Here is a 25,576-nt window from a genome sequence, read left to right as displayed (position 1 = left end):
GTGATTATTCCTCGAAGATGGCGACGGCGCGGGTCCAGCCGGCGGAAGCGCCGCGGATCTTGTGCGGGAAGCAGGAAATGGTGAAGCCGAACGGCGGCAACACTTCCAGGTTATGCAGCTTCTCCAGATGGCAGTAGCCGATATGGCGGCCGGCCTTGTGGCCTTCCCAGATCAGCGAGGCATCCTGGCTCTCCTTGAACTTCTCGGCGGTATGCACAAAGGGGGCATCCCAGCTCCAGGCATCCGTGCCGGTGACGCGCACGCCGCGTTCCAGCAGATACATGGTGGCCTTGTAGCCCATGCCGGCGCCGGTGCTGACGTAGTTCGGCTTGCCATAGGCTTTGCCGGCCGCTGTATTGACCACGACGATGTCGTGTTCCTTCAGCGTATAGCCGATGCGCTTGAGCTCGTTCTCGACATCCTTGTCAGTCACGACATAGCCGTCGGGCAGCTTGGTGAAGTCGAGTTTCACGCCGTCGCCGAAGCACCATTCCAGCGGCACTTCATCGATGGTCCAGGCGCGCTCGCCGTGGTTCATCGTCGAATGGAAATGATACGGCGCATCCAGATGCGTGCCGTTATGGGTGTTGAGCTGCACATTCTCCACCGCCCAGCCCTCGGCCTCGGGCAGGTCTTCCTCCTTCAGGCCGGGGAAGAACTTCACCACGTCCGACGCGCTGTCCTTGTGACGGATGTAATCGATCTTCGGGCCGAAGCCCGGCGGATCGGACTGGACGTCATTTTCGAGAAAGATGGAGAGGTCGACGAAGCGACGGGGCATAATTCCTCCCAAGGAATCAATTAGGGGACCGGCTCTGGTGGGCGGTTGCCGGCCACAATAACGACCACGGAGCATTTTGTCGATTTTTTTCTTTTTTGTCGTTGACAGCTTCCGCGTCCCGTCGTCACAGTGACCCCATGGGAGACGAGAAGAGCAAAGCCGATATCCGCGACCTGGCCGCCGAAGCCGGCAGCCTGACGGAATCGGCATACCGGAATATTCGCGCCGACATCATCGCCGGCCGCCTCCCCCCCGGCACCAAGCTGCAGATCGACGACCTGAAATCCCGCTACGGCCTCAGCGCCAGTCCGCTGCGCGAAGGCCTCGCCCGGCTGATCAGCCAGGGCTTCGTCTCAGCCGAAAGCCAGCGCGGTTTCCGCGTTGCCGCCATGAGCGCCGAGGACCTGGCCGATATCACGCTGGCCCGCCAGGTGGTGGAGCCCGCCGCGCTGAAGCGCGCCATCGAGCGCGGCGACGATGCCTGGGAGGGCGCCATTCTCGCGGCTTATCACCGGCTCGACCGCTATGTCGCCCGCATGGAAGGCCAGACGCTGGAGAATTTCACCGAGTTCAGCGACCTGCACAAAGGCTTCCACGTCGCGCTGATCGCCGCCTGCGGCTCGCCGCGCCTGCTGGACGAGCAAAGCCGCCTCTACGATCAGGCCGAACGCTATCGCCAGGGCATGATGCAGAATTTCATGGTGATCGGGCATGGCGTGCTGATGCGCGAACACAAGCAGCTTATGGACATGGTGCTGGCGCGCGACGCCGACAGCGCCTGTACCAGCCTGCAACACCATCTCGGCCACACTTACGAATTCTGCTACGGCGAAAACGCCGCGGCGAATGCCAGGCAGGCGGCGCCGCCGTGATTGCCTGACAAAAAAGAACAACAACGCGGATACATCCTCGGGAGGAAACCATGACCGCAAGAAAAACCACAGCGCTGGCAATGATCGGCGCCCTGATTGCCGCCGGACTGTCGATGACAGTCATGGCGCAGACCAAGGTCAGCGTCGGCTATACCGCCGTCACCGACTTCTCAACGCTGTTCGTCGCCAAGGAGCGTGGCATCTTCGCCAAGCATGGCCTGGATGTCGAGCCGGTATTCATCGCCATCAATTCCAACATCCCCGCCGCGATCCAGTCGAATTCCGTGCAGATCGGCGGCCCGACCCCGTCGGTCTTCCTGCAGGCGGTGGATGGCGGCCTCGATCTCGTCACTGTCGCCGGCACCGGCGTCACCTCGCCCGAGGCCGTGAAGGGCGTCGGCGTGGTCGCGCGCCCGGAAGCCAATATCAAGAATCCGCAGGACTTCGTCGGCAAGAAGGTCGGCGCACCCGGCATCGGCGCCTTCCTGCATGTGCTGTTCCGTCAATGGCTGGTGGAAAAGGGCGTCGACCCCAAGAAGGTCAACTTCGTCGAAGTTTCCTTCCCCACCATGGGTGACATCCTCAAGGCCGGCACGGTGGATGCCGTGGTGACCGCCGATCCCTTCATGGCCCGCATCGTTGGCGCCGGCACCGGCACGGTGGTGGCGAATTACCTGGCCGATCTGCCGTTCGACAAGCCCAGCATCATCTACACCACGACGCGCGACTGGGCGGCCAAGAACCCCAAGGCGGTGAAGGCCTATCAGGACTCGATCACCGAAGCGGCCGCTTTCATCAAGGCCGATGAGGGCAAGCTGAAGACCCGCGAGGATATCGGCAAGCATATCAAGCTGCCGCCCGAGATCCTGGCCAGCATCAACATCTCCAATCCGAACCCGGTAGTCTCGGTCGATCAGCTCAACTGGTGGATCAAAGTGATGCAGGGCCAGGACATGCTGCAAGGCAAGCTGGACGCCGCCAAGCTGATCGTGAAATGACCCTGTCCTCCAGCAAAGTGGTCGCCATGCCGCGCAGCGTGAGCCAGGATGACCTGATCACGTTCCGCGGCGTCGATCTCGATCTCGCCGGCCGCCGGATTCTGGAGGGCATCGACCTCCAGATCCGGCGCGGCGAATTCGTCTGCGTCATCGGCCCGTCGGGCTGCGGCAAGACCACCATGCTGCGCCTGATCGCCGGCCTGTTCACGCCGACCAGCGGCACCGTCGATTATGACGGCAAGCCGGTGACCGGGCCGCGCCGCGACATCGCCATCGTCTTCCAGGATTACGGCAAGGCGCTGCTGCCCTGGCGCACGGTCAGCGGCAATGTGGCGCTGGCGCTGGAAGCCATCAACATGCCGCGCGCCGAACGGCCGGCGCGCATCCGGGCCCTGCTGGAAAAGGTGGGCCTCGGCAAGCACGCCGACAAATTCCCCAACCAGCTGTCCGGCGGCATGCAGCAGCGTCTCCAGATCGCCCGCTGTCTGGCTCAGAATCCCAGCGTCCTGCTGATGGACGAGCCTTTCGGCGCCCTCGATGCCATGACCCGCCAGGGGTTGCAGGACGAGATCCTGCAGATCGTGCGCTCGACCGGCACCACCGCTTTCTTTGTCACCCACGATCTGGAAGAAGCGCTGTATCTCGGCGATCGCGTGGTCGCGCTGCATCCCAATCCCGGCCGCATCGGCCAGATTTACGATGTGCCGCTGCCGTATCCGCGCGACCAGTTGACCACCCGCGAGCATCCCGAGTTCCTGCGCTTGCGCCGTTCCCTGTTCGACTTCATCAAGGACGCCGAAGCTTGAAGAACTGGCGCGGACTTGTGGTGCCACTCGGCCTGCTGCTGCTGGCCGAGATCGCGGCGCTGATCGCACCGGTCAAAAGCGACACGCTGGCACCGCCGAGCCAGATTTTCGGTGCCGGCCTGATCGGCATTGGTGACGGCACCATCCTGAAAGCCACCGGCCAGACCCTGCTGGCGACCCTGGGCGGGTTGGGGATCGGCGTCGGGCTCGGCCTCGTCTTCGGCATCCTGCTCGGCCTGTTCCTGATTCTCGATCGCCTGTTCGAATTCCCCGTCGAAGCCTTTCGCCCCATCCCCTCGGTGGCGCTGCTGCCGATTGCTATGATCGGCTTCGGCTTCGGCTACAGCATGGAAATCGCCATCGTCGCCTTCGCCAGCTTCTGGCCCGTGCTGATCCTGACCAAGGCGGCCATTGCCGGCATCGAGCCGCGCCTCCTGGAGGTCAGCCGTGCGCTGGGCTTCAACCTCTTGCAGCGGGTCTGGAAAATCGTTCTGCCGGCTGCCCTGCCGCGCATTTTCGTCGCCTTCCGTCTGGCGGCCGGCGTGGCGCTGATCGTCGCCGTCACTGTCGAGATCGCCATCAATCCCCTGGGTCTTGGCTATGCCATGATGGCGGCGCAGCAGTCGCTCAATCCCGCACTGATGCTGGCGCTGCTGCTGTGGATCGGCGTAGTCGGCTGGGGCTTCAATGCCCTGCTGCTGGTGCTGCAGCAGCAGCTGTTCCGCAATATCGGCGGCGCCGTGGAGATGCATCCATGAAGCGCTTCGGCACGTTCCGTATCCTGTGGATGATCGCCAGCATCGGCGTCGGCCTTGCCATCGTCTGGCTCTGGCAGGTCGCCGCCGACAATCGCTGGGTCTCGCCTGTTTTCCTGCCCGGCCCCGACCGCGCCTGGGCGGCGCTGGTGCGCGGCTTCAGCCGTGGCGAACTGCTCGTCAGCCTGACCGGCACGATCGAACGCATGGTCTATGGCTGGCTGCTGGCCTCGCTGGTCGGCGTGGCGCTCGGCGCCCTGATCGGCATCTCGGCGCGCGCGCGGGTCTATCTCGGCCCCATGCTGGAATTCCTGCGCCCGCTGCCTGCGTCGGCCATCATTCCGGTGGCCATCGCCCTGCTCGGCCTGTCGGACGGCATGGTGCTGGCGGTGATCGCCTTCGGTGCGCTCTGGCCCATGCTGCTCGCCACCATCCACGGCTTCGCCGCCGTCGAGCCGCGGCTTTATGAAGTGAGCCGCGCGCTGGGGCTCAGCCGCCTGGAAGTGATCTGGAAAATCGCCCTACCCAATGCCATGCCCGACATTCTCTCCGGCATGCGGCTCGGCCTTACCATCGCGCTGATCTTGGCCGTGGTGGGCGAGATGCTGGCTGGCCGCCAGGGCCTGGGCCAGTGGATTCTGCTCGCCGCTCGCGCCTTCCGCGCGCCTGACCTGTTTGCCGGCGTCATCCTGCTCGGCCTGCTCGGCTTTGCCAGCGCATTGGTGCTATCGGCCGTCGAGCAGCACCTGCTGCGCTGGCGCAAATCCCACTAGGAGATCACATGAGAAAGCCCCGCCGCATCGTTACCGGCCATAACGCCGCCGGCAAATCCGTGGTCGCCATCGACACGGTGATGGCGCCGACCCTGGAAAAGCCCGAGATCGGCGTCGCTTTCTTCGAGGTCTGGAATACCGCCGGCAGCCCGGTGACCGTCGATAATGGCAAGGACCCGACGGACCGCAAACTGCAGATCGAGCCGCCGAAGCAGGGCAGCATCATCCGCTTTGTCGATTTCGGTCCCAAGCGGCCGGATGCACCGGCCATGACCAAGGAACTGGCGCAGGCCGCCTTCGCCCTGGTCGGTTCGGCCCATGCCTCGACCTGGAAGCCGGACAGTCCGCATCCGATGATGCATCGCACGGAATCCATCGATTACGGCATTGTCGTCTTCGGCGAGATCACGCTGGTGCTGGACGACGGCTCGGAAACCCATCTGCAGGCCGGCGATGTGGTGGTGCAGCGCGGCACCGACCATGCCTGGGAAAACCGCTCGCCCGTCAATCCGGCCCGCATGGCCTTCATCCTGCTGGATGGTGCATTTTCTCCGGAAGTGCGTAAGCTGATCGAAAAGACTTGAAGCTTCCGGGAGAGAGTATGACCGAGACCCAGACCCCCGCCCTGCTGTGGACTCCGACGGCCGAACGTATCCGCCGCAGCCAGCTGCATAAATACATGCAGTGGCTGCGCAGCGAGCGCGCCCGCGACTTCAAGGATTACGATAGTCTGTGGCGCTGGTCGGTCAGCGATCTGGAGGGCTTCTGGGCCTCATTGTGGGATTATATCCAGATCAAGGCATACAAGCCCTACGACAAAGTGCTGGCGAAACGCGAGATGCCGGGCGCGCAGTGGTTTACCGGCGCCGAACTGAATTTCGTCGACCAGGTCTTCCGGCACGCCACCGATACCAAGCCGGCGATCCTGTATTCTTCCGAGACCCAGCCGCTGCAACAGATGTCCTGGCGCAGCCTGCAGGACCAGGTCGCCTCCGTCGCCGCGCATCTGCGCAGCATCGGCGTGAAACGTGGCGACCGCGTGGTGGCCTATGCGCCCAACACGCCGGAAACCATCATCGCCTTCCTCGCCGTTGCCAGCATCGGCGCGGTCTGGTCGGTCTGCTCGCCCGATATGGGGCTGAATGCCGTGCTCGACCGCTTCCGCCAGATCGAGCCGGTGGCGCTGTTTGCCGTGCCGTCGAGCCACTACAACGGCAAGCACCTCGACAAGGGCGACGTGCTGACCGCACTGATCGCCGAGCTGCCCACGGTGCGGAACCTGATCCTGCTGCCGGGCCGGAGCGACCACCCCCTGCCGGCCCGCGTACAGACCACCGGCTGGGCCGACGTGATCGCAAAGCCTGCAGAGATGACGGTGGAACCGGTGTCCTTCGACCATCCGCTCTGGGTGGTCTATTCCTCGGGCACCACCGGCCTGCCCAAGCCGATCGTGCATGGCCATGGCGGCGTGGTCATCGTCATCATGGTGATGACGGCCCTCCATAACGATCTCGGGCCCGACGATATCTTCCACTGGTATTCGAGCACCGGCTGGATCATGTGGAATGCCCAGGTCGCCGGCCTGCTGGTCGGGTCGACCATCGCCATCTATGACGGCAGCCCGAGCTGGCCCGACTGGAATCGGTTGTGGCAGTTTGCCGGCGAGGTAAAGGCCACCTTCTTCGGCGCCGGCGCTGCTTTCTATGCCAACTGCCAGAAGGCCGGCGTGGAGCCGCGCAAGGTCGCCGACCTGTCCAGCCTGCGCACGATCGGATCGACAGGTTCACCGCTCTCGGAAGATTCATACGCCTGGATTTATGGCCAGCTCGGCAAGGACATCTGGCTGGCGCCCATCTCCGGCGGCACCGATTTCGCCGGCGGCTTCGTCGGTGGATGCGTGCTCAAGCCGGTCTATGCCGGCGAGATGCAGGTGCGCTGCCTCGGCGCCGACATCCAGGCTTTCGACGACCACGGCAAGCCGCGGACCGACGAGGTGGGTGAACTGGTCTGTGCGTCGCCACTGCCCTCCATGCCGCTGTTCCTGTGGAACGACAAGGACGGCAAACGCTATCACGACAGCTATTTCGACGTGTATCCGGGCATCTGGCGCCATGGCGACTGGCTGCGCATCACGCCGCGCGGCGGCGCCATCATCTATGGCCGCTCGGATGCCACCATCAACCGCTACGGCCTGCGGCTCGGCACATCCGAAATCTACCGCGCGGTGGAAGAACTGCCCGAGGTGCTCGACAGCCTGGTGGTCGACCTCGAATTCCTGGGGCGCGACAGCTACATGCCGTTGTTCGTGGTGCTGCGCGAGGGCATCGTGTTGGATGCCGCCCTGAAGGAGCGCATCAACCAGGCGATCCGCAAGGCTGTATCAGCCCGCTTCATCCCGAACGATATTTTCCAGGTGGCCGAAGTGCCGCGCACGCTGTCAGGCAAGAAGTTGGAAGTGCCAGTGAAGAAAATCCTGCTTGGCCAGCTGGCCGACAAGGTTTCCAATCCCGGCACCATGGCCAATCCCGGCAGCCTCGCCTGGTTCGTCGATTTCGCGAAACACCGTGCGGCCTAGGTGCCCGGCCTGAGCTGCGCGCGCCGCGCGAGCAGGATGCCGCCCAGCACCACGATGCCGCCGGCGATCTGCAGCGGCGCCAGGCCCTCGCCCAGCCACAGCCAGCCGAAGAAGGCCGCCGCCACCGGCTGGATCAGTACCACCAGCGAGGAAAACGATGCCGGCAGGTGGCCGAGCGCATAGGCGATCAGGCTCTGCCCCAACGCATGGCTGATCCAGGCCAGGCCGAACAGGATCGCCCAGCCGTTCAGGCTGGCCGGCCACAACCCCTCGCCCATCAGCCAGGTGGCCGGCAGCAGCACGAGGCCCGAGACCAGGCTCGACCACAGCATGATCTCCTGGCTGCTATGGCGGCCGCGCAATTTGGCCACCGCAATCATATAGGCGCCATAAAACATCGCCGTGGTCAGCGCCAGCAGATCGCCGAAGACATTGTCGCCGCCGATCTGGAAGCTGGCGCCAACCAGCATCATGGCGCCGCAGATCGAAACCAGCAGAGCCACCAGGAAGGCGCGCGAGATTTTCTCGCGCAGCACCAGCCAGGCCCCCAGCGTCACCACAACAGGCGCAAAATTGGATAACAGCGTCGAATTGGCCACCGAGGTGTATTTCACCGCCAGGTGCCAGAAGAACAGATCGCCCGCAAACAGCAGGCCGGGGATCAGCAACACGCTCCAGGGCGGCATCCCCGGCAGCGATGGCCGGCTTTCATCCGCCGGCCGCAGATGCCAGACCAGCCAGAGCGGCGGCACGGCCAGCATCGTCCGGTAGAACCCCGTGGCGGTCGGGCCGACTTCCGAGATGCGCACAAAAATCGGCGAAAAAGCGATGGCGATGGCGCCCAGAATGAGGGCGCCAAGCGCGAGACGGCTGGCAGAGACGGGGGACGACGACATGGAGAGGCAACACGCTGTTTTTATATCGCCAAGGGCTTAGCCCCTGGGGCGGGGAAACACAACGGCGCGATTGCCGCGTTTTTACGCAAATCACTGAGAGCACACATTCTTGTGCGCTGCAGTAACGGCGATTAAGGGTTGATTTGCAGGGCTGCCGTTCCGTATCGTCTGGACGCTGATTTCAAGAACGCCGTCGATGACGGCATCCAGGAGGAAACAACAATGAAACGCCTTATGTTTGGCGCGGCCCAGCTCCGCAATGTCGCCTTGGCCGGCCTGCTCATCGCCGCGCTCGGCGCCCCGGAAAGCGCCGTGGCGCAGGCCAAGAACCTGTCGATCGTCACCGGCGGCACCGGCGGCGTTTATTATCCCCTCGGCGGCGGCCTCGCCAATCTGCTGACCAAGCATGTGCCGGGCTGGCAGGCGACGGCCGAAGTCACCGGCGGCTCGGTCGATAACCTGAAACTCGTCGGCGCCAAGCGCGCCGATATCGGCTTCAGCATGGCCGATGCCTCGCTCGACGCCTCGCGCGGCGAAGACAAGTTCAAGGGCGCTGCCGTGAGCCATCGCACGCTCGCCGTGCTGTACCCGAACGTCATGCATGTGGTGACGACGGCTGCCAGCGGCATCAACACGATGGCCGATCTGAAGGGCAAACGCGTCTCCACCGGTTCGGCCGGTTCGGCCACCGAGGTGATGGCCTTCCGCGTGCTGGAAGCCGCCAATCTCGACAAGGACAAGGACATCAAACGCGAGCGTCTCGGCGCCGCTGAGTCGACCAACGCGGTCAAGGACGGCAAGATCGACGCCTACTTCTGGGTTGGCGGCGTGCCGACTTCGGCCGTCACCGATCTGGGCGCCACCCCTGGCACCAAGCTCAAGCTGATCGACCATTCGGAAGTCGTTGCCAAGATGAACGCCAAGTACGGCCCGCTCTATGCCACCGGCAAGATTCCGTCGGGCACCTATCCGGGCCAGGACAAGGACAATGCGATGTCCAGCGTCTGGAACATCCTGTTCGTGGCCGACAGCATGCCCGATGATGTGGCCTACAACATCACCAAGACCATCTTCGAGAAGCGCGACGAATGGGCTCAGGTTCATGCCGAGGCCAAGAACGTCAAGCTGGAGAGCCAGCTGAAGGATAATACGCCGGTGCCGTTCCATCCGGGCGCACTGAAGTATTTCGCTGAAAAGGGTGTCAAGACCGGCAGCTGAGCCGAACGCGCTTCACCATAAACTTCGCGTAAAACTACAAGAGCCCCGCCCCGGCATTGGCCGCGGCGGGGCTCACTGTTAAAAGACAGGTCAGTTCAGACAGGGTAAGCCGCAACCGAAGCGGTATCGGGGGAACCGGGTATGACGCAGGAAACAACCAAGAGCAGCACCGAGGCGATGATTGAGCCCGGCGCCCTTGATAGGGAAACCCAGCGCAAGGTCGAGGAATATATCGAGCAGGAAGAAGGCGCCGCCAATCGCCTGTCCGGCTGGACCGGCCACCTGATTACCGCCATCGCCGTCATCATGACCCTCTTCCACATGTATGCGGCCTACGACATCGTACCCACGCAGGAACTGCGGCCGATCCATGTCGGCTTCGTCATGCTGCTGATCTTCCTGCTCTACCCGGTCGCCCTGCGCTTCCGCGACCGCATCCGCTGGTGGGATGTGCTCACGGCCCTGATCGGCATCGCCACCATGGCCTATCTGGTGATGGGCGGCGACGACCTGACCGATCGCGCCAGCCTGCCGAACCAGACCGACGTGATGGTCGGCGCGGTCTTCATCGTGCTGATCCTGGAGGCCACGCGGCGCACCACCGGCCCGATCATGCCCGTGGTCGGCATCCTGTTCATTCTCTACGCGATGTTCGGACCTTATCTGCCGGCGCCCTGGACCCACCGCGGCTACGATGCCGAACGCCTGGTCGGCCATCTCTACATGACCCTGGAAGGCATCTTCGGCTCGGCCGTCGATGTCTCCTCCAGTCTGATCATCCTGTTCACCATCTTCGGCGCCATCCTGCAGTTCTCCGGCGCCGGCAAATTCTTCATCGACTTCTCCTTCTCCGCCATGGGCGGCAAGAGCACCAGTTCTGGCCGCGCCATCGTTCTGTCCTCCTTCCTGCTTGGCGGCCCGTCGGGCTCGGGCGTCGCCACCACGGTGACCATCGGCTCCGTCGCCTGGCCGATGCTGAAGAAGTCGGGCTATGTCGCTTCGGCAGCCGGCGGCCTGCTGGCGGCTGGCGGTCTGGGTGCGATCATCTCGCCGCCGGTGCTGGGCGCCGCGGCCTTCCTGATCGCTGAATTCCTCAAGATCTCCTATCTCGACGTCATCCGCATGGCGGCGATCCCCACCGTGCTCTACTACTTCTGCCTTCTGGCGATGGTCGAACTGGATGCCGGCAAGTACAACATCGCCGATGTCGACCTGGGCAAGCGCGACAGCCTGTGGACGCTGACCAAGCGCTACGGCTACCACTTCAGCTCGCTGTTCTCGATCGTCATCCTGATGCTGCTCGGCTTCTCGCCGGTGCTGTCGGTGTTCTGGGCGACGATTGCCGCCATCGTTGTGAGCTACTGCCGCCGCGAGAGCGCGTTGACGCCGAAGAAGCTGATCGAGGCGCTGGCCGCCGGCTCCATCGGCGTGCTGGGCACGGCGGCGACCTGCGCCGCGGCCGGTATTATCGTCGGCGTGGTGACGCTCACCGGCCTGGGGCTGAAATTCAGCGCCATCGCCATCGCCTATGCCGGCGGCAGCCTGGTGCTGACCGCGATCTACACGGCGCTGATCGTGTGGATCGTCGGCCTCGCCGTCCCGGTCACCGCGTCCTACATCATTTGCGCGGTGATCGCCGCGCCGGCCCTGATCCAGCTAGGCGTGCCCGACTACGCGGCCCATATGTTTATCTTCTATTACGCCGTGCTGTCGGAAGTCTCGCCGCCCACCGCGCTGTCGCCCTTTGCGGCGGCCGCCATCACCGGCGCCGACCCCTACCGCACCACGCTGCAGTCGTGGAAATACACCATGCCGGCTTTCCTGGTGCCCTTCGTTTTCGTGCTGGATCCGAACGGCGTCGGCCTGCTGCTGGTAACGCCCAAGGGTGGCGACTGGATGCAGATCGTCACTGTGACGCTGGCCACCGGCATCGGCATCTGGGCCTATGCCGGCGCCACCCAGGGCTGGCTGTTCGGCAAGACCGGCTGGCCGGTACGCGTCGCGCTGATCCTGGCAGGCACGCTGCTGCTCTTCCCGACGCTGATCGACGCCTTCTTCGACGTCATCACCATCGATCAGATCGGCCCGCTCAAGATCGCCGGTGTGGTGCTGGCCTTCGGTCTCGCCGCCTACCAGCGGCTGCGCGCCAAAGCCCTGGCAACCTGAAAACTTACGCGCTCGCCGGCACGGCCACACCGTGCCGGCGGCGCAGCGCCAGAAACAGGTTGCCGAGCAACGGCAGCGCATAGACGGCGGTGAGCAGGCACCAGAGAACCGCCTCGCGGTTGTTCAGCTTCTCCAGCAGCAGCGCCAGCACCGGCAGGCTCAGCAGCAGGAAGACCAGCACCGCCTCGACGCCAAGCCGCAGACCCGGCGCGGCATCGCGGATATCGGCAAAGCCGGCCGCCAGGGCAAAGCGTCCCAGCCCGTCATCCTCACGGGCCGGTGACGGCGCCAGCCACAGCACCAGCAGGCGCAACGCCAGGAAGCCGCCGACCGGCAGCAGGAAATAATCCATCGGGAAATCGCGGTAACGGCCGGCCGCCACCAGCATGACGCCGTGATAAATCACCCACAGCGCCAGCAGCGCGTACAGCCATTCGGCCTGGCGCAGGCGGCGCAATGCCGGCGGAGCATGCAGCAGGACAGGCATCTGCCGCAACTCGGCCAGGCGCGCCCCCAGCGGCTGCAGCGTGAGCAGCGGCCGCGCCACGCCGTGCAGACGGTCCAGCAGTTCGCGCAGCAGCAAAACGGCGAAGATCGCCTGCAGGCTCACCAGGATGGCCGCTTCCGTCACATGCACCCAAGAATAGTTGTATTCCAGCCCGCGCTCGATGGCGGCAGCAAGCAGCGCGCCGATCCCCTGCACGAAGAAGACCGCGGCGGCGATGCCGGACGCCGGCAGCGCAATCACCGCCTGCGCATGCAGCACCAGGAGGATCAGGGCGATCAGCACCGACAGACCGGCAAACAGCGGCCATTCCGGCAGGTTGGAAACCTTGCCGCCGACATCGAATTTCGGCTGACGCAGTTCATCCAGCACGCCCCAGGCACCGCCGACCGTGCCTTCCAGTTTCACCTTCCACGGCTGGTCGAAAGCCTCGACCAGGTTGTAGGACAGCCCCTCTTTCTGGGCCAGGCGCATGAAATCGGCGATGAAGCCGGCGGCCTCGGTGCGCGAGGGCACGGCATCGCGCCGCGAACGGCCTTCCGACGGCCAACCAACCTCGCCAATCGTGATCGGCTTGCCCGGCAGCTTGGCCTGCACGGTGCGATAGACATCCATGATATGCGGCATCGAATGCGACGCCGCGATCGGCATGTCCTCCCAGTAGGGCAGGAAATGCACGGTGACGAAGTCTACCTCGTTCAGCAACTGCGGGAACCGCAGCCAGAATTCCCAGACGTCGGCATAGGTCACCGGTTGCTTCACGGCCGCCTTCACGCGACGGATATAGCCGATCAACTGGTCGGCCGTGAGGTCCTTGCGCAGCAGAACCTCGTTGCCCACCACCAGCGACTTGATCGCATCCGGGTATTTGTTGGCGAGCGCGATGGCGGCTTCGACTTCCTTTTCGTTGATGGCGAGATCGGCACCGAGCCAGACGCCCTGCATCACGTTGAGGCCGAGCTTCCGCGCCTCCGGCGGCACCACATCGAGACCCTCGCGCGAGGTATAGGTGCGGATGCCGCGCGCAATGCCCTTCAGGCTATGCAGGTCTTCGATCACCTGTTCGGCGGAAGGGTAGACCATGTTGAGCGGCCCCTGTCCGCGACGGAATGGCGCAAAGGACACGCTTTCGATCATGCCGAGCTTCGGCCCCTTCGGATCCTGCCCCACCTGCACCGGATGATTGGGCAGCCACCAGCCGATCACGTTGACGGCGGCACCGATGGCAATGCAGATCAGCAGCCACAGAAAGCGGGGGGCCGGCTTGGGCGGCACAGTCATGGGAAGCGTCCGTCGGGCTGGAACTGGCGGGAAAAGGATTACTGGGCCGGGCTGCCCTGCGATTCCGGCGCCGTCACGGGCGCGGGAATGGCGGAAGTTTTGCTCGGCGGCTTCGGCGCGGTGCTGATGAAAGCCAGCAGCAGCGAGGCCCAGTAGGGCACCGACTGCGCCCACATCACCACCGCCCACAGCCGCGCTTCCGGGTCTTCGCCGCCCTGGAAGTTCCACATGCCGATGCCGGCCAGCAGCAGCAGCACGGCGATCAGGGTTTCTTCCTGGGCCATGATGAAGGCCTGCACCACAGCGGCCTGGTCCTCATGTTTGGGCGTGCGGATGAACGGCAGCTTCGACGTGAACAGGCCGTAGATCATCGCCTTGGCGATCGTATAGGTCAGCGCCAGACCGGCGAGGCCGGCGCCCAGTCGCTGCCGCAGGCTGCAGGGCACGCGGATTTTGTAGAGCCAGAGGAACTGCGCCAGCTTGGCGCCGAACACCGCCACCACCGGCAGCAGGAACAGCGCCAGCGGCAGTTCGAAATATTTCGGCAGCACCAGCACGCCGACGGTCCAGGCCAGCGAGGTGACGGCGAAGACCAGGCCCAGCGCATCGGCGAACCACGGCAGCCAGCCGGTGATGAAGTGATAGCGCTGCATCGGATCGAGCTTGCGCTCGTCGCCCGGCAGCATGTCGCGCCAGTGGCGCTTGATGATCTGCACGGCGCCATAGGCCCAGCGGAAACGCTGGCTCTTGTAGCCGGAGAAGGTGTCGGGCGTCAGGCCGTAGCCGTAGCGCTTGTCGGTGTAGACCGAGTGCCAGCCGCCGGCCAGCAGGCGCAGGCCCATCTCGGCATCCTCACAGATGCACCACTCGGCCCAGATGCCTACATGGTCGATGGCGGCGCGGCGCACCAGCGTCATGGTGCCATGCTGGATGATGGCGTCGCGTTCGTTGCGCTGGACCATGCCGATCTGGAAGAAGCCGGCATATTCCCAGTTGATGTATTCCTTGAAGCGGTCGTCGCGCCAGTCGTAATGGTCCTGCGGGGCCTGCACGAAACCGACATCGGCACGGTCGAAATACGGCACCAGCGACTTCAGCCAGTCGGGCTCGACCAGATAGTCGGCATCGATCACGCCGACGATCTCGGCATCCTTGGCGGTGTTGCGCAGGGCAAAGTTCAGCGCGCCGGCCTTGAAGCCCTTCAGCGGCGAGACATGGAAGAAGCGGAACTTGTCGGCGCCGAGCTGCTCGCAATACTCCTGCACCGGCCGCCAGACCGCTTCGTCCTTGGTATTGTTGTCGATGATCAGCACCTCGAAATTCGGATAGTCGAGGCGGTTGAGCGCATCCAGCGTGCGCTTCACCATTTCCGGCGGCTCATTATAGGCCGGGATATGGATCGAGACCTTGGGCCAGGCGCGTTCGATATCGGTGCGGAACGGCAGGAAGTGGCGCTGACGCCGGTTGGCCCAGATCACTTCGGAAAGCTCCAGCCCTTCCGCCAGCACCACCATGAACAGCAGCAGCAGTAGCGGCAGCAACATCGCCCACATCAGCGCGATGCCCGGACTCATATACGTACGCAGGCCGGAATCGACCACCATCACCAGCGCACTGGTAATCACCTGGATCAGCGCGATGAAAAAGACGCGGCCGGAGAACCGCAGGTCGGACCAGCGCGCCAGGAACCAGGCCATCAGCGGCAGTGCCAGCAGGATCGAGGCGGCGGCCAGTTGCGGCCAGTGCGGCCGGTCGCTGACCGGGCCCACCATGGGGAATTTCGGCGTGCGGTCCGCATTGAAGACGCCCCAGTAGGCGCCGACGGAGCCTTCGATATTGCGCTTCCACGGCTGGTCGAAGGCTTCCTGGATGTAATAGTCGAGGCCGCGCTGGTTGGCGATGTTGAGGAAGGCGCGCAGGAACGCGGCCTGCGTGGTCGGGCTGGGCACGGCGTCGCGGCGCGTGCGGCCTTCCGACGGCCAGCCGATTTCGGTGATCACCACCTTCTTGGTCGGGAAGGCGTCTTTCACCTGCTGATAGCGGCTGAGCGCGTATTCCACCGCCTTTTCCGGCGACTGGCCTTCCCAGTAGGGCAGCAGATGGATGGCGATGAAATCGACCTCGCGGCCGAGCTGCGGATAACGCAGCCAGATGTCCCAAGTTTCCGGCGTCGAGACTTCCACATGGCGGCCACGATTGTTCAGGCCGGTGCGCACGCGGCGGATATAGTCGACCAAATCCTGGATCGGCATGTCGGCGCGCAGCAGCGTCTCGTTACCGACCAGCACGCGCGTGATGTTCTGCTGCGTGGCCACGGTGTCGATCAGCTTGGTGATCTCTTCCTCGTTGCGCTCGAGGCGACCATCGAGCCAGCTGCCCTGCATCACCTCGAAGCCGTAGCGGCCGGCGATCTCCGCGATCTTGCCCTGGCCGTCGAGCGTCGAGTAGGTGCGGATGCGCTTCACCTGGCCCGACAGCACCTGCATGTCGTTTTCGATTTCGGCGTCGCTGGGGAAACGGTTGTTGCGCGGATCCTGGTCGCCGCGGAACGGCGAATAGTCGATGCCCGCGATCACTTCACCCCAGGGCCGCGGCTCGATCGGCCGGTTCATATAGGCCCAGCCGGCGAGGTTGAGCACAGCAACGATGAGAAGGACGAACAGTCCCGAATAGCGCATGGCGGACTTGGACACGGATGCCCCGGAGCAAGAAGGAAACAAAAACTGGCCGACGGCACCGGAGCAACCGTACCGGCCCGGACCGCCATCACCGGAGGCTCCGGCTGGCCGTCTGAATAGGCAGGCAATATGGCGGCTTTACGGCGGTCGCCGGACTATACGGGCGGGCCTGAAAAGAGTCGAGAGGACGGCGGTTTACCGCCCATGGTCAGGCTTTGGCAGGGTCCAGCGGCAACGGTCCGTCGGTCTTGGCCGCCCGCAGCGCGAAATTGGACCGCACATCCTTCACCATCGGCAGGGTGATCAGGCGGTGACTGAGCCATTGTTCATAGGCCGCAAGGTCCGGCACCACGACTTCGGCCAGGAAGTCGGCCTCGCCCGAGACCATATGGGCCGCCACCACCTCCGGCATGGCGACCAGCGCCGCCTGCAACGCGGCGGCATTGCCGGCCGAATGCTTCTCCACGGTGATGCCGACAAAGACCGTGAGCCCAAGGCCCAGTCTCGGCCGGTCCAGCAGCGCGCGATAACTGCGGATATAGCCCTCGTCCTCCAGTCGCTTGACCCGGCGCAGGCAGGGCGACGGCGACAGCCCGACCTTCTCGGCGAGATCGACATTGCTGAGGCGGGCATCCGCCTGCAGGGCGGTCAGGATTTTCCGGTCCAGGCTATCCAGGTTCATATTTGGCACTATCTGCCTCATATCCTGACATATATTGACATATATTGCTGAGATAATGACAACCCGAGCAGAATTAGCAAGGACATGCCGCCGGATTTGCGGCGATCCTGCGCCTGCCGACCGTTCCGGAGTCCCGCCATGTCCGCCGACAGCAGCCTTGCCGTGCCGCCCCCGTCCACCACCGTCGAACCCGGCCGGCTGCTGGGCGCCGCCGCCGCGCTGGCCACCATCCTGCTCTGGGCCATTGGCCTCGTGATCACCCGCTTCGGCCTCACCTCGGGCACGCTGTCACTGTGGGACGTGATCTTCCTGCGCATGGTGCTGCCTGCTGTGCTGCTGCTGCCGCTGCTGTGGCGCCTGCCCGCCCCACCTGCAGGCCGGCGGCGCAGCCGGCATGTTCTGCTGCTGGGGATCATTGCGGCGGGCGCCGGCCTGCCCTTCATGCTGTCCGGCAGCACTGGAATGTTCTTTGCCCCTGCCGCCCATGCCGGCGCGCTGATGCCCGGCAGCATGCCGCTGTTCGCCGCCATGCTGGCTGTGCTGTTCCTGGGCGAACGCTTCACCACCCAGCGCCGCATCGGCACCGTGCTGATGCTGCTCGGTGCCATCGCCGTCGGCGGCTGGCAGGTCATCGCCGGCCAAACAAGCGAAACGGGGGGAAGCACCTGGCGCGGCGACCTGCTGTTCGTGTTGGCCGGCGCGATGTGGGCCTGCTACACCGTGGCGCTGCGCAAAAGCGGCATCGGCGCATGGCAGGCCGCTGCGCTGGCCTATACCAGCGCCTTCGCCCTCTACACGCCGGTCTATCTGCTCTGGCTCGACAGCCGACTGCTCACCGCACCGGTCTTCGATATCGGCCTCCAGATCGTGCAGTCGGTCGCCTCCGGCCTGCTCAGCATGGCGCTCTACGGCTATGCCGTTCGTCGCCTCGGCGCAGCTCCCGCCGCCGCCTTCGCCGCCCTGACACCGGCGCTCACCGCTCTGCTGGCCGTACCGCTGCTCGGGGAATGGCCCGAACCGGTCACCTGGGCCGGAATCGTGGCGGTCAGCCTGGGCGTTGCGCTGGCCAATGGCGCGTTCGCCCGCTATGCTCGGACTAACCAATAAGGAGGTTAGGTATGTTCGATCACATTTCCATCGGCGTGCGCGACATCGCCCGCTCCGGCGCCTTCTACGACGCGGCATTGCAGCCGCTCGGCTATACCCGGCTCTATCAGGGCGATTACGGCGTGGCCTATGGCGCCAAACAGCCGCAATTCTGGATCGACCGCACCGACAGCCCGGTGCCCGCCGATCCGAAACACTGCTTCCATCTCTGCTTCCGGGCTGAAAGCCGTGCTGCCGTCGATGCCTTCCACGCCATGGCGCTCCAGAACGGCGGCACCGACAACGGACCGCCCGGCCTACGCCCCCAATACACCCCCACCTACTATGCCGGCTTCATCGTCGATCCCGATGGCTACCGGATCGAAGCCGTGTGCTATTCGCCGGATTGAACAACCACCTATACTGAGCTCATGCTGAATCACATCGACACGGTTTTCACCCCGCCCGCCGCCTCGCCCCGCAGCGATGTCGAAATCTACCAGATGTGGGAAGTCTTCAAGGCGGTGAATGCCCGGGTGAAGGCCGGCGGCAAGGTGGTCAGCCTGCTGGCGGGCGAACCGACCCTGCCGCCGCCGCAGGCTGCCGTTCGGGCCGCGCAGGACGCGCTCTCCAGCGGCAGGCCACTGGGCTACACGGAAGCGCTCGGCATTCCGGCCCTGCGCGAAGGCATCGCGCAGCTTTATCGCCGCCGTCACGGCCTCGAGGTGCCGGCCAGGCGCGTCGCCGTCACCGTCGGCACCTCGGCGGGGCTGATGATGGCCTTCATGGCCGCCTTTTCGGCAGGCGACACAGTGGCCGTAGTGGAGCCCAGCTATCCGGCCTATCGCGGCACGCTGAAAGCCATCGACCTGATCCCGCATCGCCTGAGCACCGACGCCGCCACCGGCTATCGCGTGACGCCGGCGATGATCGACGCCCTGCCGCCGGAAGTGAAAGGCGTAGTGATCGCCAGCCCGGCCAACCCGACCGGTACCATGCTGTCGGCCGACGAACTGGGCGCGATCTATGACCTGTGCCAGCGCAAGGGCCTGTGGCTGATCGTCGACGAGCTGTATCACGGCGTCACCTATGACAAGCCCGCCGATACCGTGTTGGCCGCCGGCGACGACGTCATCGTCATCAACGGCTTCTCCAAATACTGGGGCATGACCGGCTGGCGTCTCGGCTGGCTGGTACTGCCCGACCGGCTGGTGCAGCGGATCGAGGGGCTGCATGGCTCCCTGCAGATTTCCGCGCCCACGCTCTCGCAGCTCGCCGGCATCGCGGCGCTGGATGCCGAGACCGACCTGCTGGCCCGCGTCGACTCCTACCGCCGCAACCGCGCTGCCCTGTTGGCCGCCCTGCCGCGCTTCGGCATCACGCGGTTCGCGCCACCCGACGGCGCCTTCTATCTCTATGCCGATGTTGGCGACTTCACCGATGACAGCGTCGGCTTCTGCAAGCGTATCCTGGAGGAAACCGGCGTCGCGCTGGCGCCCGGCGTCGATTTCGACACCGCCGACGGGCGACACTTCCTGCGCTTTAGCTTCTGCATGGACTCCGCCATCGTCGACGAGGCCATCGCGCGGCTGGAACCGTGGTTCAAGAGCCTGAATCTCAGAACAGCGGCCGGTTGAAGTAGATATCGTAATTGGCCAGGCCCTGCTGCCGCATGCATTGCGACACGCCGATATTGTAGTCGCGATAGTCGTAGATCGGTTCGCGGCGGGTGTCGCAGGTCTCATAGCCGCCGTAGCACCGGCCCTTCTTGTTGCAGTGGCGCGGCTCCTGGCGGCAGGTGGTGTGGATTTTCTCGCCCACCTGGCGGATCAGCCAGCGGTTCCGGGCCTTGCAGCCGTCCCATTCCTCATAGGCGGCATAACATTGCTCACGGTTGGGCAGGCTGTCGCAGTGATAGGCGGCGCAGGCAGGCAACAGTACGGTCAGCGCCAGCAGCAGCACCATGCGGGACAGGTATCGGGGGGCGGACATGACAGTCCTCGGCCAGGCGCGGGCTTCCGCTGGTCAGCCGATCTTGCTTGGGCGACGCGCCCGCCATGGGACACGCCGGTCTTTTTCCGGAAGCCTGCCTCAGGCGAAACGATGCTGCGCCATGGTGGCGGAATTGCGGCGCAGGCGTTCCGACTTTAGTCAATCTGCAGCAGCTGCCATTTCAGATAGGCGCTTTCCGGCAGATGCGGATGCACCGGATGGTCGGCATTGGCGCCGCCGCTGTACAGGATGCGGCCCGAACGGCCGGCGGCATTGAGCCCGATGGCGATCTCCTTGGCGAAGACCTCACCCGGCAGCAGATGCGCACAGCAGGCAACGAACCAGATGCCGCCCGGCCGCACCAGTGGGGCCGCCAGTTTCGCCAGCTTGCGATAGGCGCGGCTGCCCGGTCCGAGATCCTTGCGGCTTTTGACGAAGTTCGGCGGGTCGGTGACGACGACGCCATACTGCGCCTTGTCCGTGTTCAGCTTTTCCAGCGCCAGGAAGGCTTCCGCCTTCTCGAAACGCGCCAGCTTGGCCAGGCCATTGTCCTTCGCCGCCTGCGTCGCCTGTTCGATGGCCAGCTCCGACCGGTCGATACCATGCACGCTCTTGGCGCCGGCCTTGGCAGCGGTGAGCGCGAAGGCACCGGAGTTGCAGTAGAGATCGAGCGCATCCTGGCCCTTCGCCAGCGCCGCCAGCTTGCCGCGCGCCTCGGCCAGATCGAAATACCAGCCGGTTTTCTGGCCTTCCAAGAGGTCGAGGGCAAAACGCGCACCGCCCTCTTCCACCACGGCGCCGCCATCCAGCTTGCCGGCTGCCAGCCGGATTTCCTGCTCCAGGCCTTCCAGCGCACGCACCGGCGCGTCGTTGCGCAGCACCACCGCGCGCGGCTTGAGTAACGCCTGCAGAACATCGAGCAGCAGCGGCAGCAGGGCTTCGGCGCCGGCCGTATTGGCCTGCACGCTCAGCACGTCGTCATAGCGGTCGATCACGAAACCGGGCATGCCATCGGCTTCGGCATGCACCAGGCGGTAATACGGGCGAGCGAAACAGCGTTCCCGCAACTTCAGTGCGGTCTGCAACCGGGCGGTGAGAAAGGCCGCATCTACTTTCGCGTCGACATCACCGCTCCATAAACGCGCGGCAATCAGCGAATGCGGATTGAAACTCGCGACTCCGAGACCGCCGCCATGCGAGTCGTACAGCCGCACAAGGCTGCCGGGTGGAAGTTTCTTGGCTTCGGCATCGAGTTCTATCTCGTTGGAATAGACCCACGGATGGCCACCCCTAACACGGCGGTCTTCGCGCGCTTTCACGCGCAGAACGGGCAACGCCTTGATTGTCATGGACAAATCCTCATCGAATGGTCTATCAGCGCAGGGCAGTCATCGCGCTGCAAAAATTTTGAGAGCGAACCTTAATCGATGTTCACCCTGCACGACCAGTTGCGCCGCGACACTTTCGCCGTCTGTCGCATGAAGCTTTGTCTGGTCCAGTTGATGAACGACAGCCAGTATCCCTGGCTTATCCTGGTGCCCGCCGTCGCCAACATCACCGAAATCGCCGAGCTGAACGAAAAGCAGCGCAAGCTGCTGATCAACGAGATCGCCCAGGCCCAGCGCGTGCTGCAGCACTGCTACAGCCCGTTCAAACTCAATGTCGCCGCCCTGGGCAACGCCGTGCCGCAGCTGCATGTGCATGTGATCGCCCGCTTCAAGGAAGACCCGGCCTGGCCGAATCCGATCTGGGGCAAGCAGCCGCCGGTGCCTTACGACGATGCCGGCCTGCGCGGCGCCATCGCCAAGCTGCAGAACGCCTTCATTACCCGGGTCTGACTCCCTATACTGCCGGCATGACACCGGAAACCATTGAAGTGATCGGCATGATTGCCGGCGGTATCACCACGCTGGCCTATGTGCCGCAGGTGGTGAAGGTCTGGCGCAGCCGTTCGGCGCGCGACATCTCGCTGGGCATGTTCCTGCTGATGAATGTCGGCATCGCACTCTGGCTGGTCTACGGTTTCCTGATCGGCTCGCCCGGCCTGATCGGCGCCAATACGGTCACGCTCTGCCTCACCGCCGCCGTCCTGGTGGCCAAGCTGAGATTCGACCGGGAGCCGGCCGCCGGTCCGGCTGGTCAGTAGCGCCGACTAGCCAGTCAGACTGGCCCATCGTATAACCGGCGACATGCGCCGCCGGGATTTCCTGCACTCGTCTCTGGCTCTGGGCACTGCCGCCGCAGTCGCCCCGCTGTTCCCCGTGCAGGCCCGCGATACCGGCGGCTTTTTCCGCATCCTCACCGGCTCGGCCCATACCACCGCTTTCCCGGTCGGCGTCACGGTTGCGTCCGCCATCTCCAATCCGCCGGGCAGCCGCGCCTGCGACAAGGGCGGCTCCTGCGGGGTGCCCGGCCTGATCGCCGTGGCGCTCACCAGCCAGGGCTCAGTGGCCAACCTCGCCGCCATCGGCAACGACAGCATCGAAAGCGGCTTCGCCCAGGCCGATCTGGTTGCCAGCGCCTATCAGGGCGAAGGCCTGTATTTCCGCCGGGCCAAGCAGGGCAACCTGCGCGCGCTGGCCAGCCTGTATCCCGAAACCATCCATCTGGTGGTGCGCCGCGGCAGCAACATCACCGATATCCGCGAACTGGCGGGCAAACGCGTCTCCATCGACCGCACCGGCTCCGGCATCCGCTTCAACGCCGAGATCATCCTGACCGCCTATGGCGTGCGGCTGAACCAGCTGAAGCTGCTGGAGGTCGATCCGGGCGAGGCCGCCGACCTGATGGCGAAAGACCAGCTCGACGCCTTCTTCCTGGTCTCCGGCCAGCCGGCGCCGACGGTGGGCGATCTCACCGACCGCGCGATAGCCACCCTGGTGCCGCTATCGGGTCCGCAGATCGCCGGCGCCCTGCGCCGCCATCCCTTCTTCAGCCGCGACGTGATCCCCGCCGGCACCTATAACAACGTGCCCGAGACCGAGACGCTCGGCATCGGCATGCAGTGGATCGGGCCGGAAAGCCTCGACCCGTATCTGGTTTACGAGATTCTGCGTTCGCTCTGGCATCCGCGCAATCGCAAGATGCTGGATGCCGGCCATGCGATGGCCCAGCGCATCCGGCTCGGCACCGCCCTGCTCGGCGTCTCGATCCCGCTGCATGCGGGTGCCGAGCGCTATTACCGCGAAATGAAGCTGATCACCTGAGGCTCAGACGCCCACGAAAGCCAGAGAGTATCTACGGCTTTGAGTGCGGCTCTGGGTCCCCGCTTTCGCGGGGACGACGGGGGAAATTCATCTCTCCCGTTTTCAGTTCTCCGGCAGCGGCGCTTCCCTGGCCGAGGCCGCGATCCACTCCTGCATCGCTGGCAGCGCATAGATCGCGTTCACATAGGCCTCGGAGATCGGGTCCATGGCGACGCCATAGCTGCGCAGGCGGGTAGCCACCGGGGCATACATCGCATCCGCGATGGTGAAGCGACCGAACAGGAACTCGCCGCCGCCATTCACGCCGAACCGGCCGCGGCAGTCCTGCCAGATCTGCTGCACGCGCGCTATGTCCAGCCTGGCCTCGTCGCCGGGGCTGACGCCCTGCTGGGCCAGCGGGCTGAGCTTGCAGATATCCATCGGCAGTTCACGGCGCAGCGCCACGAATCCGGCATGCATTTCGCTCATCACGCTGCGCGCCACCGCGCGGGCGCGCGGATCGTCGGGCAGCAGCTTCGCCTCGGGCCATGTCTCGGCGATATAGTCGCAGATCGCCAGGCTCTCCCACACCGTCAGGTCGCCGTGCTTGAGGATTGGCAGCTTGCCCGCCGGCGAATGCAGCAGGATTTCGGCCTTGGTCTCGGGCCGGCGCAGCACGATCATCACCTCGTCAAAGCTCTGGCCGGTCGCCTTCAAGGCCAGCCAGGGCCGCAGGCTCCAGCTCGAGTAGTTCTTGTTGCCGATGACAAGGGTCAGATCGCTCACAGATTGCTCCTGCGGATAACTTCGTATTGCCCCGTATTTCACAAAACAGGCCGAGACCTTATAAACGAGGCTCCGGTTTCCGCCCATCTCCATATTGAGCCATACTTCCTGAGGACGCGCCCGTGCCTGCCACCCTGATTGCCAAGTCTGCCGCCGCCCTGCCTGTCGAGACCTGCACGCCGAAGCAGTGGGCGGCCCGCCTGCCGAAGGAAAAGGGCCTGGTCGCCGGCCTCGCCGCCGCGCAGGCCTTTGGCGCCAAGGCCGGCCAGGTGCTGGTGGTGCCCGACGCGAAGACCGGCAAGCCGGCCCGCGTGATCGCCGGCATCGCCGAGACGCCGGATCTGTGGTCCTGGGCCGCTATCGCCGGCGCGTTGCCGGCCGGCGATTACAAGCTGGCCGATCCGAAAGCCGGCGACGCGGCGGCGCTGGGCTGGGCGCTCAACGCCTATCGCTTCGACCGCTACAAGAAGATCGAAAGAAAGACCGTACGCCTGGTCTGGCCGGCGAAAGCCAACCAGCAGCGCGTGACGGCGCTGCATGACGGCATCGTGCTGGCGCGCGACCTGATCAACACGCCGTCCGGCGATATGGGCCCGGCCGAGCTGGCGGAAGCCGCGCGCGGCGTGGCCCTGCTCGGCGGCGCCGACTTCAGCACCATCATCGGCGACGAGCTGCTGGAGCAGAATTACCCGATGATCCATGCGGTCGGCCGCGCCAGCGTGCGGCTGCCGCGCCTGATCGACCTGCGCTGGGGCAACCCGAAACATCCGAAACTGACCTTGGTCGGCAAGGGCGTCTGCTTCGACACCGGCGGCCTCGATCTGAAGCCCTCGGCCGGCATGCTGCTGATGAAAAAGGACATGGGCGGCGCTGCCGTGATGCTCGGCCTGGCCGCCACCATCATGGCGATGAAGCTGCCGGTACGGCTGCGCCTGCTGATCGCCGCGGTGGAGAACAGCGTCTCGGGCAACGCCTTCCGGCCCGGCGATGTGCTGACCAGCCGCAAGGGCATCACGGTCGAGATCGGCAATACCGATGCCGAAGGCCGCCTGGTGCTCGGCGATGCCCTGGCCGAAGCCGATACGGAAAAGCCCGACTGGCTGATCGATGCCGCCACGCTGACGGGGGCTGCCCGCGTCGCCGTCGGCCCCGACCTGCCGGCGCTCTATGCCGATGAGGATGCGATGGCGCAGGCCCTGCTCGAGGCGGGCCTGAGCGTGGCCGATCCGCTGTGGCGCATGCCGCTGCACAGGGGCTATCGCGAGTATATCGAGGGCAAGGTGGCCGATATCAGCAACTCGGGCGACACGCCTTTTGCCGGTTCGATCACCGCGGCGCTGTTCCTCAAGGAATTCGTTGCCAAGACGAAATCCTACGCCCATCTCGACATGTTCGCCTGGAACCCGAAGCCGCGCGCCGGCCGGCCCTGGGGCGCCGAGGCCACCGGCCTGCGCGCGCTCTATGCGGCCATCGAGAAGCGCTACGGAAAGAAGTGAGGTAAAGGCCCTCCCCCCCCCGGAAAACCGCCCCGAACCTGTCAC

The 25,576-nt window shown here is 64.9% G+C and carries 24 protein-coding genes; 16 read left to right on the top strand and 8 right to left on the bottom strand.

What is annotated here, in order from left to right; all coding sequences use genetic code 11:
- Positions 1–4: 4 nt before the first annotated feature.
- The gene (locus AC1ROT_RS16920; RefSeq protein WP_144069049.1) at positions 5–781 is read right to left on the bottom strand and encodes a cyclase family protein; all 777 of its coding nucleotides are present in this window, start codon (positions 779–781) and stop codon (positions 5–7) included.
- A 137-nt stretch (positions 782–918) separates the two neighbouring features.
- Here AC1ROT_RS16920 and AC1ROT_RS16915 point away from each other — a divergent pair, with 137 nt between their 5' ends.
- Genes AC1ROT_RS16915 through AC1ROT_RS16885 form a run of 7 tightly spaced genes read left to right on the top strand, consistent with a single transcriptional unit; the run spans position 919 to position 7,560 of the window.
- On the top strand, positions 919–1,653 hold the full coding sequence (locus AC1ROT_RS16915; RefSeq protein ID WP_493000397.1) for a GntR family transcriptional regulator: 735 nt from the start codon (positions 919–921) through the stop codon (positions 1,651–1,653).
- Between the two features lie 50 nt (positions 1,654–1,703).
- Positions 1,704–2,651 carry an ABC transporter substrate-binding protein gene (locus tag AC1ROT_RS16910; RefSeq protein WP_493000395.1) on the top strand — a complete coding sequence of 316 codons (948 nt, stop codon included), beginning with the start codon at positions 1,704–1,706 and terminating at the stop codon, positions 2,649–2,651.
- Positions 2,648–3,457 carry an ABC transporter ATP-binding protein gene (locus tag AC1ROT_RS16905; protein ID WP_493000393.1) on the top strand — a complete coding sequence of 270 codons (810 nt, stop codon included), beginning with the start codon at positions 2,648–2,650 and terminating at the stop codon, positions 3,455–3,457. The genes AC1ROT_RS16910 and AC1ROT_RS16905 overlap by 4 nt, the downstream gene beginning before the upstream one ends.
- Positions 3,454–4,215: an ABC transporter permease gene (locus AC1ROT_RS16900; protein ID WP_493000392.1), complete on the top strand. Its 762-nt coding sequence runs from the start codon at positions 3,454–3,456 to the stop codon at positions 4,213–4,215. The genes AC1ROT_RS16905 and AC1ROT_RS16900 overlap by 4 nt, the downstream gene beginning before the upstream one ends.
- Entirely contained in the window at positions 4,212–4,985 is a 774-nt protein-coding gene (locus AC1ROT_RS16895; RefSeq protein ID WP_493000390.1) for an ABC transporter permease, read from the top strand. The genes AC1ROT_RS16900 and AC1ROT_RS16895 overlap by 4 nt, the downstream gene beginning before the upstream one ends.
- Positions 4,986–4,993: 8 nt before the next feature.
- Positions 4,994–5,569, top strand: coding sequence for a cupin domain-containing protein (locus AC1ROT_RS16890; protein ID WP_493000388.1), 576 nt, complete (start codon positions 4,994–4,996; stop codon positions 5,567–5,569).
- Between the two features lie 17 nt (positions 5,570–5,586).
- Entirely contained in the window at positions 5,587–7,560 is a 1,974-nt protein-coding gene (locus tag AC1ROT_RS16885) for an acetoacetate--CoA ligase (protein ID WP_493000386.1), read from the top strand.
- Here AC1ROT_RS16885 and AC1ROT_RS16880 read toward each other — a convergent pair.
- Positions 7,557–8,456: a DMT family transporter gene (locus AC1ROT_RS16880; RefSeq protein ID WP_493000384.1), complete on the bottom strand. Its 900-nt coding sequence runs from the start codon at positions 8,454–8,456 to the stop codon at positions 7,557–7,559. The genes AC1ROT_RS16885 and AC1ROT_RS16880 overlap by 4 nt on opposite strands.
- 222 nt (positions 8,457–8,678) lie before the next feature.
- Here AC1ROT_RS16880 and AC1ROT_RS16875 point away from each other — a divergent pair, with 222 nt between their 5' ends.
- Both AC1ROT_RS16875 and AC1ROT_RS16870 read left to right on the top strand, forming a co-directional pair.
- Positions 8,679–9,674 (top strand): TAXI family TRAP transporter solute-binding subunit, encoded by a 996-nt coding sequence (locus AC1ROT_RS16875; RefSeq protein WP_492971397.1) that lies wholly within the window; start codon positions 8,679–8,681, stop codon positions 9,672–9,674.
- Positions 9,675–9,815: 141 nt separating this feature from the next.
- Positions 9,816–11,840 carry a TRAP transporter permease gene (locus AC1ROT_RS16870; RefSeq protein WP_493000382.1) on the top strand — a complete coding sequence of 675 codons (2,025 nt, stop codon included), beginning with the start codon at positions 9,816–9,818 and terminating at the stop codon, positions 11,838–11,840.
- A 4-nt stretch (positions 11,841–11,844) separates the two neighbouring features.
- On the opposite strand, the gene AC1ROT_RS16865 is transcribed toward AC1ROT_RS16870, so the two are convergent.
- The 3 genes from AC1ROT_RS16865 to AC1ROT_RS16855 all read right to left on the bottom strand — a co-directional run bounded on the left by AC1ROT_RS16865 (position 11,845) and on the right by AC1ROT_RS16855 (position 16,986).
- Positions 11,845–13,626 (bottom strand): glycoside hydrolase family 17 protein, encoded by a 1,782-nt coding sequence (locus AC1ROT_RS16865; RefSeq protein ID WP_493000380.1) that lies wholly within the window; start codon positions 13,624–13,626, stop codon positions 11,845–11,847.
- A 38-nt stretch (positions 13,627–13,664) separates the two neighbouring features.
- Positions 13,665–16,319, bottom strand: coding sequence for a glycosyltransferase (locus tag AC1ROT_RS16860; RefSeq protein WP_493000378.1), 2,655 nt, complete (start codon positions 16,317–16,319; stop codon positions 13,665–13,667).
- Between the two features lie 193 nt (positions 16,320–16,512).
- Complete coding sequence (locus AC1ROT_RS16855) at positions 16,513–16,986, bottom strand: Lrp/AsnC family transcriptional regulator (protein WP_492971401.1); 474 nt, start codon at positions 16,984–16,986, stop codon at positions 16,513–16,515.
- A 138-nt stretch (positions 16,987–17,124) separates the two neighbouring features.
- On the opposite strand from AC1ROT_RS16855, the gene AC1ROT_RS16850 reads away from it, so the two are divergent.
- From AC1ROT_RS16850 to AC1ROT_RS16840, 3 genes are read left to right on the top strand one after another with little or no spacing between them, the layout of a single operon-like run.
- Positions 17,125–18,093, top strand: a complete 969-nt coding sequence (locus tag AC1ROT_RS16850; RefSeq protein WP_493000376.1) for a DMT family transporter — start codon at positions 17,125–17,127, stop codon at positions 18,091–18,093.
- Positions 18,094–18,104: 11 nt separating this feature from the next.
- Entirely contained in the window at positions 18,105–18,482 is a 378-nt protein-coding gene (locus AC1ROT_RS16845) for a VOC family protein (protein WP_493000375.1), read from the top strand.
- Between the two features lie 21 nt (positions 18,483–18,503).
- Positions 18,504–19,709, top strand: coding sequence for a pyridoxal phosphate-dependent aminotransferase (locus tag AC1ROT_RS16840; RefSeq protein ID WP_493000373.1), 1,206 nt, complete (start codon positions 18,504–18,506; stop codon positions 19,707–19,709).
- Here the strand turns inward: AC1ROT_RS16840 and AC1ROT_RS16835 are convergent.
- The gene (locus AC1ROT_RS16835) at positions 19,690–20,064 is read right to left on the bottom strand and encodes a hypothetical protein (RefSeq protein WP_493000371.1); all 375 of its coding nucleotides are present in this window, start codon (positions 20,062–20,064) and stop codon (positions 19,690–19,692) included. The two genes, AC1ROT_RS16840 and AC1ROT_RS16835, sit on opposite strands and share 20 nt — an antisense overlap.
- A 155-nt stretch (positions 20,065–20,219) precedes the next feature.
- On the bottom strand, positions 20,220–21,413 hold the full coding sequence (locus tag AC1ROT_RS16830; protein WP_493000370.1) for a class I SAM-dependent rRNA methyltransferase: 1,194 nt from the start codon (positions 21,411–21,413) through the stop codon (positions 20,220–20,222).
- A gap of 78 nt (positions 21,414–21,491) precedes the next feature.
- Here AC1ROT_RS16830 and AC1ROT_RS16825 point away from each other — a divergent pair, with 78 nt between their 5' ends.
- The 3 genes from AC1ROT_RS16825 to AC1ROT_RS16815 are packed head-to-tail and all read left to right on the top strand — an operon-like array spanning position 21,492 to position 23,270.
- Positions 21,492–21,902, top strand: a complete 411-nt coding sequence (locus AC1ROT_RS16825; RefSeq protein WP_493000368.1) for an HIT domain-containing protein — start codon at positions 21,492–21,494, stop codon at positions 21,900–21,902.
- A 17-nt stretch (positions 21,903–21,919) separates the two neighbouring features.
- Positions 21,920–22,210, top strand: a complete 291-nt coding sequence (locus AC1ROT_RS16820) for a SemiSWEET family sugar transporter (RefSeq protein WP_493000366.1) — start codon at positions 21,920–21,922, stop codon at positions 22,208–22,210.
- 43 nt (positions 22,211–22,253) lie between these two features.
- Positions 22,254–23,270 carry a TAXI family TRAP transporter solute-binding subunit gene (locus AC1ROT_RS16815; RefSeq protein ID WP_492971409.1) on the top strand — a complete coding sequence of 339 codons (1,017 nt, stop codon included), beginning with the start codon at positions 22,254–22,256 and terminating at the stop codon, positions 23,268–23,270.
- Between the two features lie 102 nt (positions 23,271–23,372).
- Here AC1ROT_RS16815 and AC1ROT_RS16810 read toward each other — a convergent pair whose 3' ends face one another.
- Positions 23,373–24,035, bottom strand: coding sequence for a glutathione S-transferase family protein (locus AC1ROT_RS16810; RefSeq protein WP_493000364.1), 663 nt, complete (start codon positions 24,033–24,035; stop codon positions 23,373–23,375).
- Between the two features lie 122 nt (positions 24,036–24,157).
- Between AC1ROT_RS16810 and AC1ROT_RS16805 the strand changes: the two genes are divergently transcribed.
- Positions 24,158–25,531 carry a leucyl aminopeptidase family protein gene (locus tag AC1ROT_RS16805; protein WP_493000362.1) on the top strand — a complete coding sequence of 458 codons (1,374 nt, stop codon included), beginning with the start codon at positions 24,158–24,160 and terminating at the stop codon, positions 25,529–25,531.
- Positions 25,532–25,576: the final 45 nt, after the last annotated feature.

It is taken from the genome of Ferrovibrio sp. GW821-FHT12E11, from assembly GCF_058806975.1.
This window is presented reverse-complemented; position numbering and strand designations above follow the sequence as displayed.

What these genes read in the sequence shown, in the direction of transcription:
- AC1ROT_RS16915 (WP_493000397.1), top strand. Translation starts at nt 919, where the DNA reads ATGGGAGACGAGAAGAGCAAAGCCGATATCCGCGACCTGGCCGCCGAA.
- AC1ROT_RS16880 (WP_493000384.1), bottom strand. Translation starts at nt 8,456, where the DNA reads ATGTCGTCGTCCCCCGTCTCTGCCAGCCGTCTCGCGCTTGGCGCCCTC.
- AC1ROT_RS16850 (WP_493000376.1), top strand. Translation starts at nt 17,125, where the DNA reads ATGTCCGCCGACAGCAGCCTTGCCGTGCCGCCCCCGTCCACCACCGTC.
- AC1ROT_RS16870 (WP_493000382.1), top strand. Translation starts at nt 9,816, where the DNA reads ATGACGCAGGAAACAACCAAGAGCAGCACCGAGGCGATGATTGAGCCC.
- AC1ROT_RS16890 (WP_493000388.1), top strand. Translation starts at nt 4,994, where the DNA reads ATGAGAAAGCCCCGCCGCATCGTTACCGGCCATAACGCCGCCGGCAAA.
- AC1ROT_RS16840 (WP_493000373.1), top strand. Translation starts at nt 18,504, where the DNA reads ATGCTGAATCACATCGACACGGTTTTCACCCCGCCCGCCGCCTCGCCC.
- AC1ROT_RS16895 (WP_493000390.1), top strand. Translation starts at nt 4,212, where the DNA reads ATGAAGCGCTTCGGCACGTTCCGTATCCTGTGGATGATCGCCAGCATC.
- AC1ROT_RS16865 (WP_493000380.1), bottom strand. Translation starts at nt 13,626, where the DNA reads ATGACTGTGCCGCCCAAGCCGGCCCCCCGCTTTCTGTGGCTGCTGATC.
- AC1ROT_RS16820 (WP_493000366.1), top strand. Translation starts at nt 21,920, where the DNA reads ATGACACCGGAAACCATTGAAGTGATCGGCATGATTGCCGGCGGTATC.
- AC1ROT_RS16910 (WP_493000395.1), top strand. Translation starts at nt 1,704, where the DNA reads ATGACCGCAAGAAAAACCACAGCGCTGGCAATGATCGGCGCCCTGATT.
- AC1ROT_RS16830 (WP_493000370.1), bottom strand. Translation starts at nt 21,413, where the DNA reads ATGACAATCAAGGCGTTGCCCGTTCTGCGCGTGAAAGCGCGCGAAGAC.
- AC1ROT_RS16885 (WP_493000386.1), top strand. Translation starts at nt 5,587, where the DNA reads ATGACCGAGACCCAGACCCCCGCCCTGCTGTGGACTCCGACGGCCGAA.
- AC1ROT_RS16855 (WP_492971401.1), bottom strand. Translation starts at nt 16,986, where the DNA reads ATGAACCTGGATAGCCTGGACCGGAAAATCCTGACCGCCCTGCAGGCG.
- AC1ROT_RS16825 (WP_493000368.1), top strand. Translation starts at nt 21,492, where the DNA reads ATGTTCACCCTGCACGACCAGTTGCGCCGCGACACTTTCGCCGTCTGT.
- AC1ROT_RS16845 (WP_493000375.1), top strand. Translation starts at nt 18,105, where the DNA reads ATGTTCGATCACATTTCCATCGGCGTGCGCGACATCGCCCGCTCCGGC.
- AC1ROT_RS16875 (WP_492971397.1), top strand. Translation starts at nt 8,679, where the DNA reads ATGAAACGCCTTATGTTTGGCGCGGCCCAGCTCCGCAATGTCGCCTTG.
- AC1ROT_RS16905 (WP_493000393.1), top strand. Translation starts at nt 2,648, where the DNA reads ATGACCCTGTCCTCCAGCAAAGTGGTCGCCATGCCGCGCAGCGTGAGC.
- AC1ROT_RS16815 (WP_492971409.1), top strand. Translation starts at nt 22,254, where the DNA reads ATGCGCCGCCGGGATTTCCTGCACTCGTCTCTGGCTCTGGGCACTGCC.
- AC1ROT_RS16920 (WP_144069049.1), bottom strand. Translation starts at nt 781, where the DNA reads ATGCCCCGTCGCTTCGTCGACCTCTCCATCTTTCTCGAAAATGACGTC.
- AC1ROT_RS16835 (WP_493000371.1), bottom strand. Translation starts at nt 20,064, where the DNA reads ATGTCCGCCCCCCGATACCTGTCCCGCATGGTGCTGCTGCTGGCGCTG.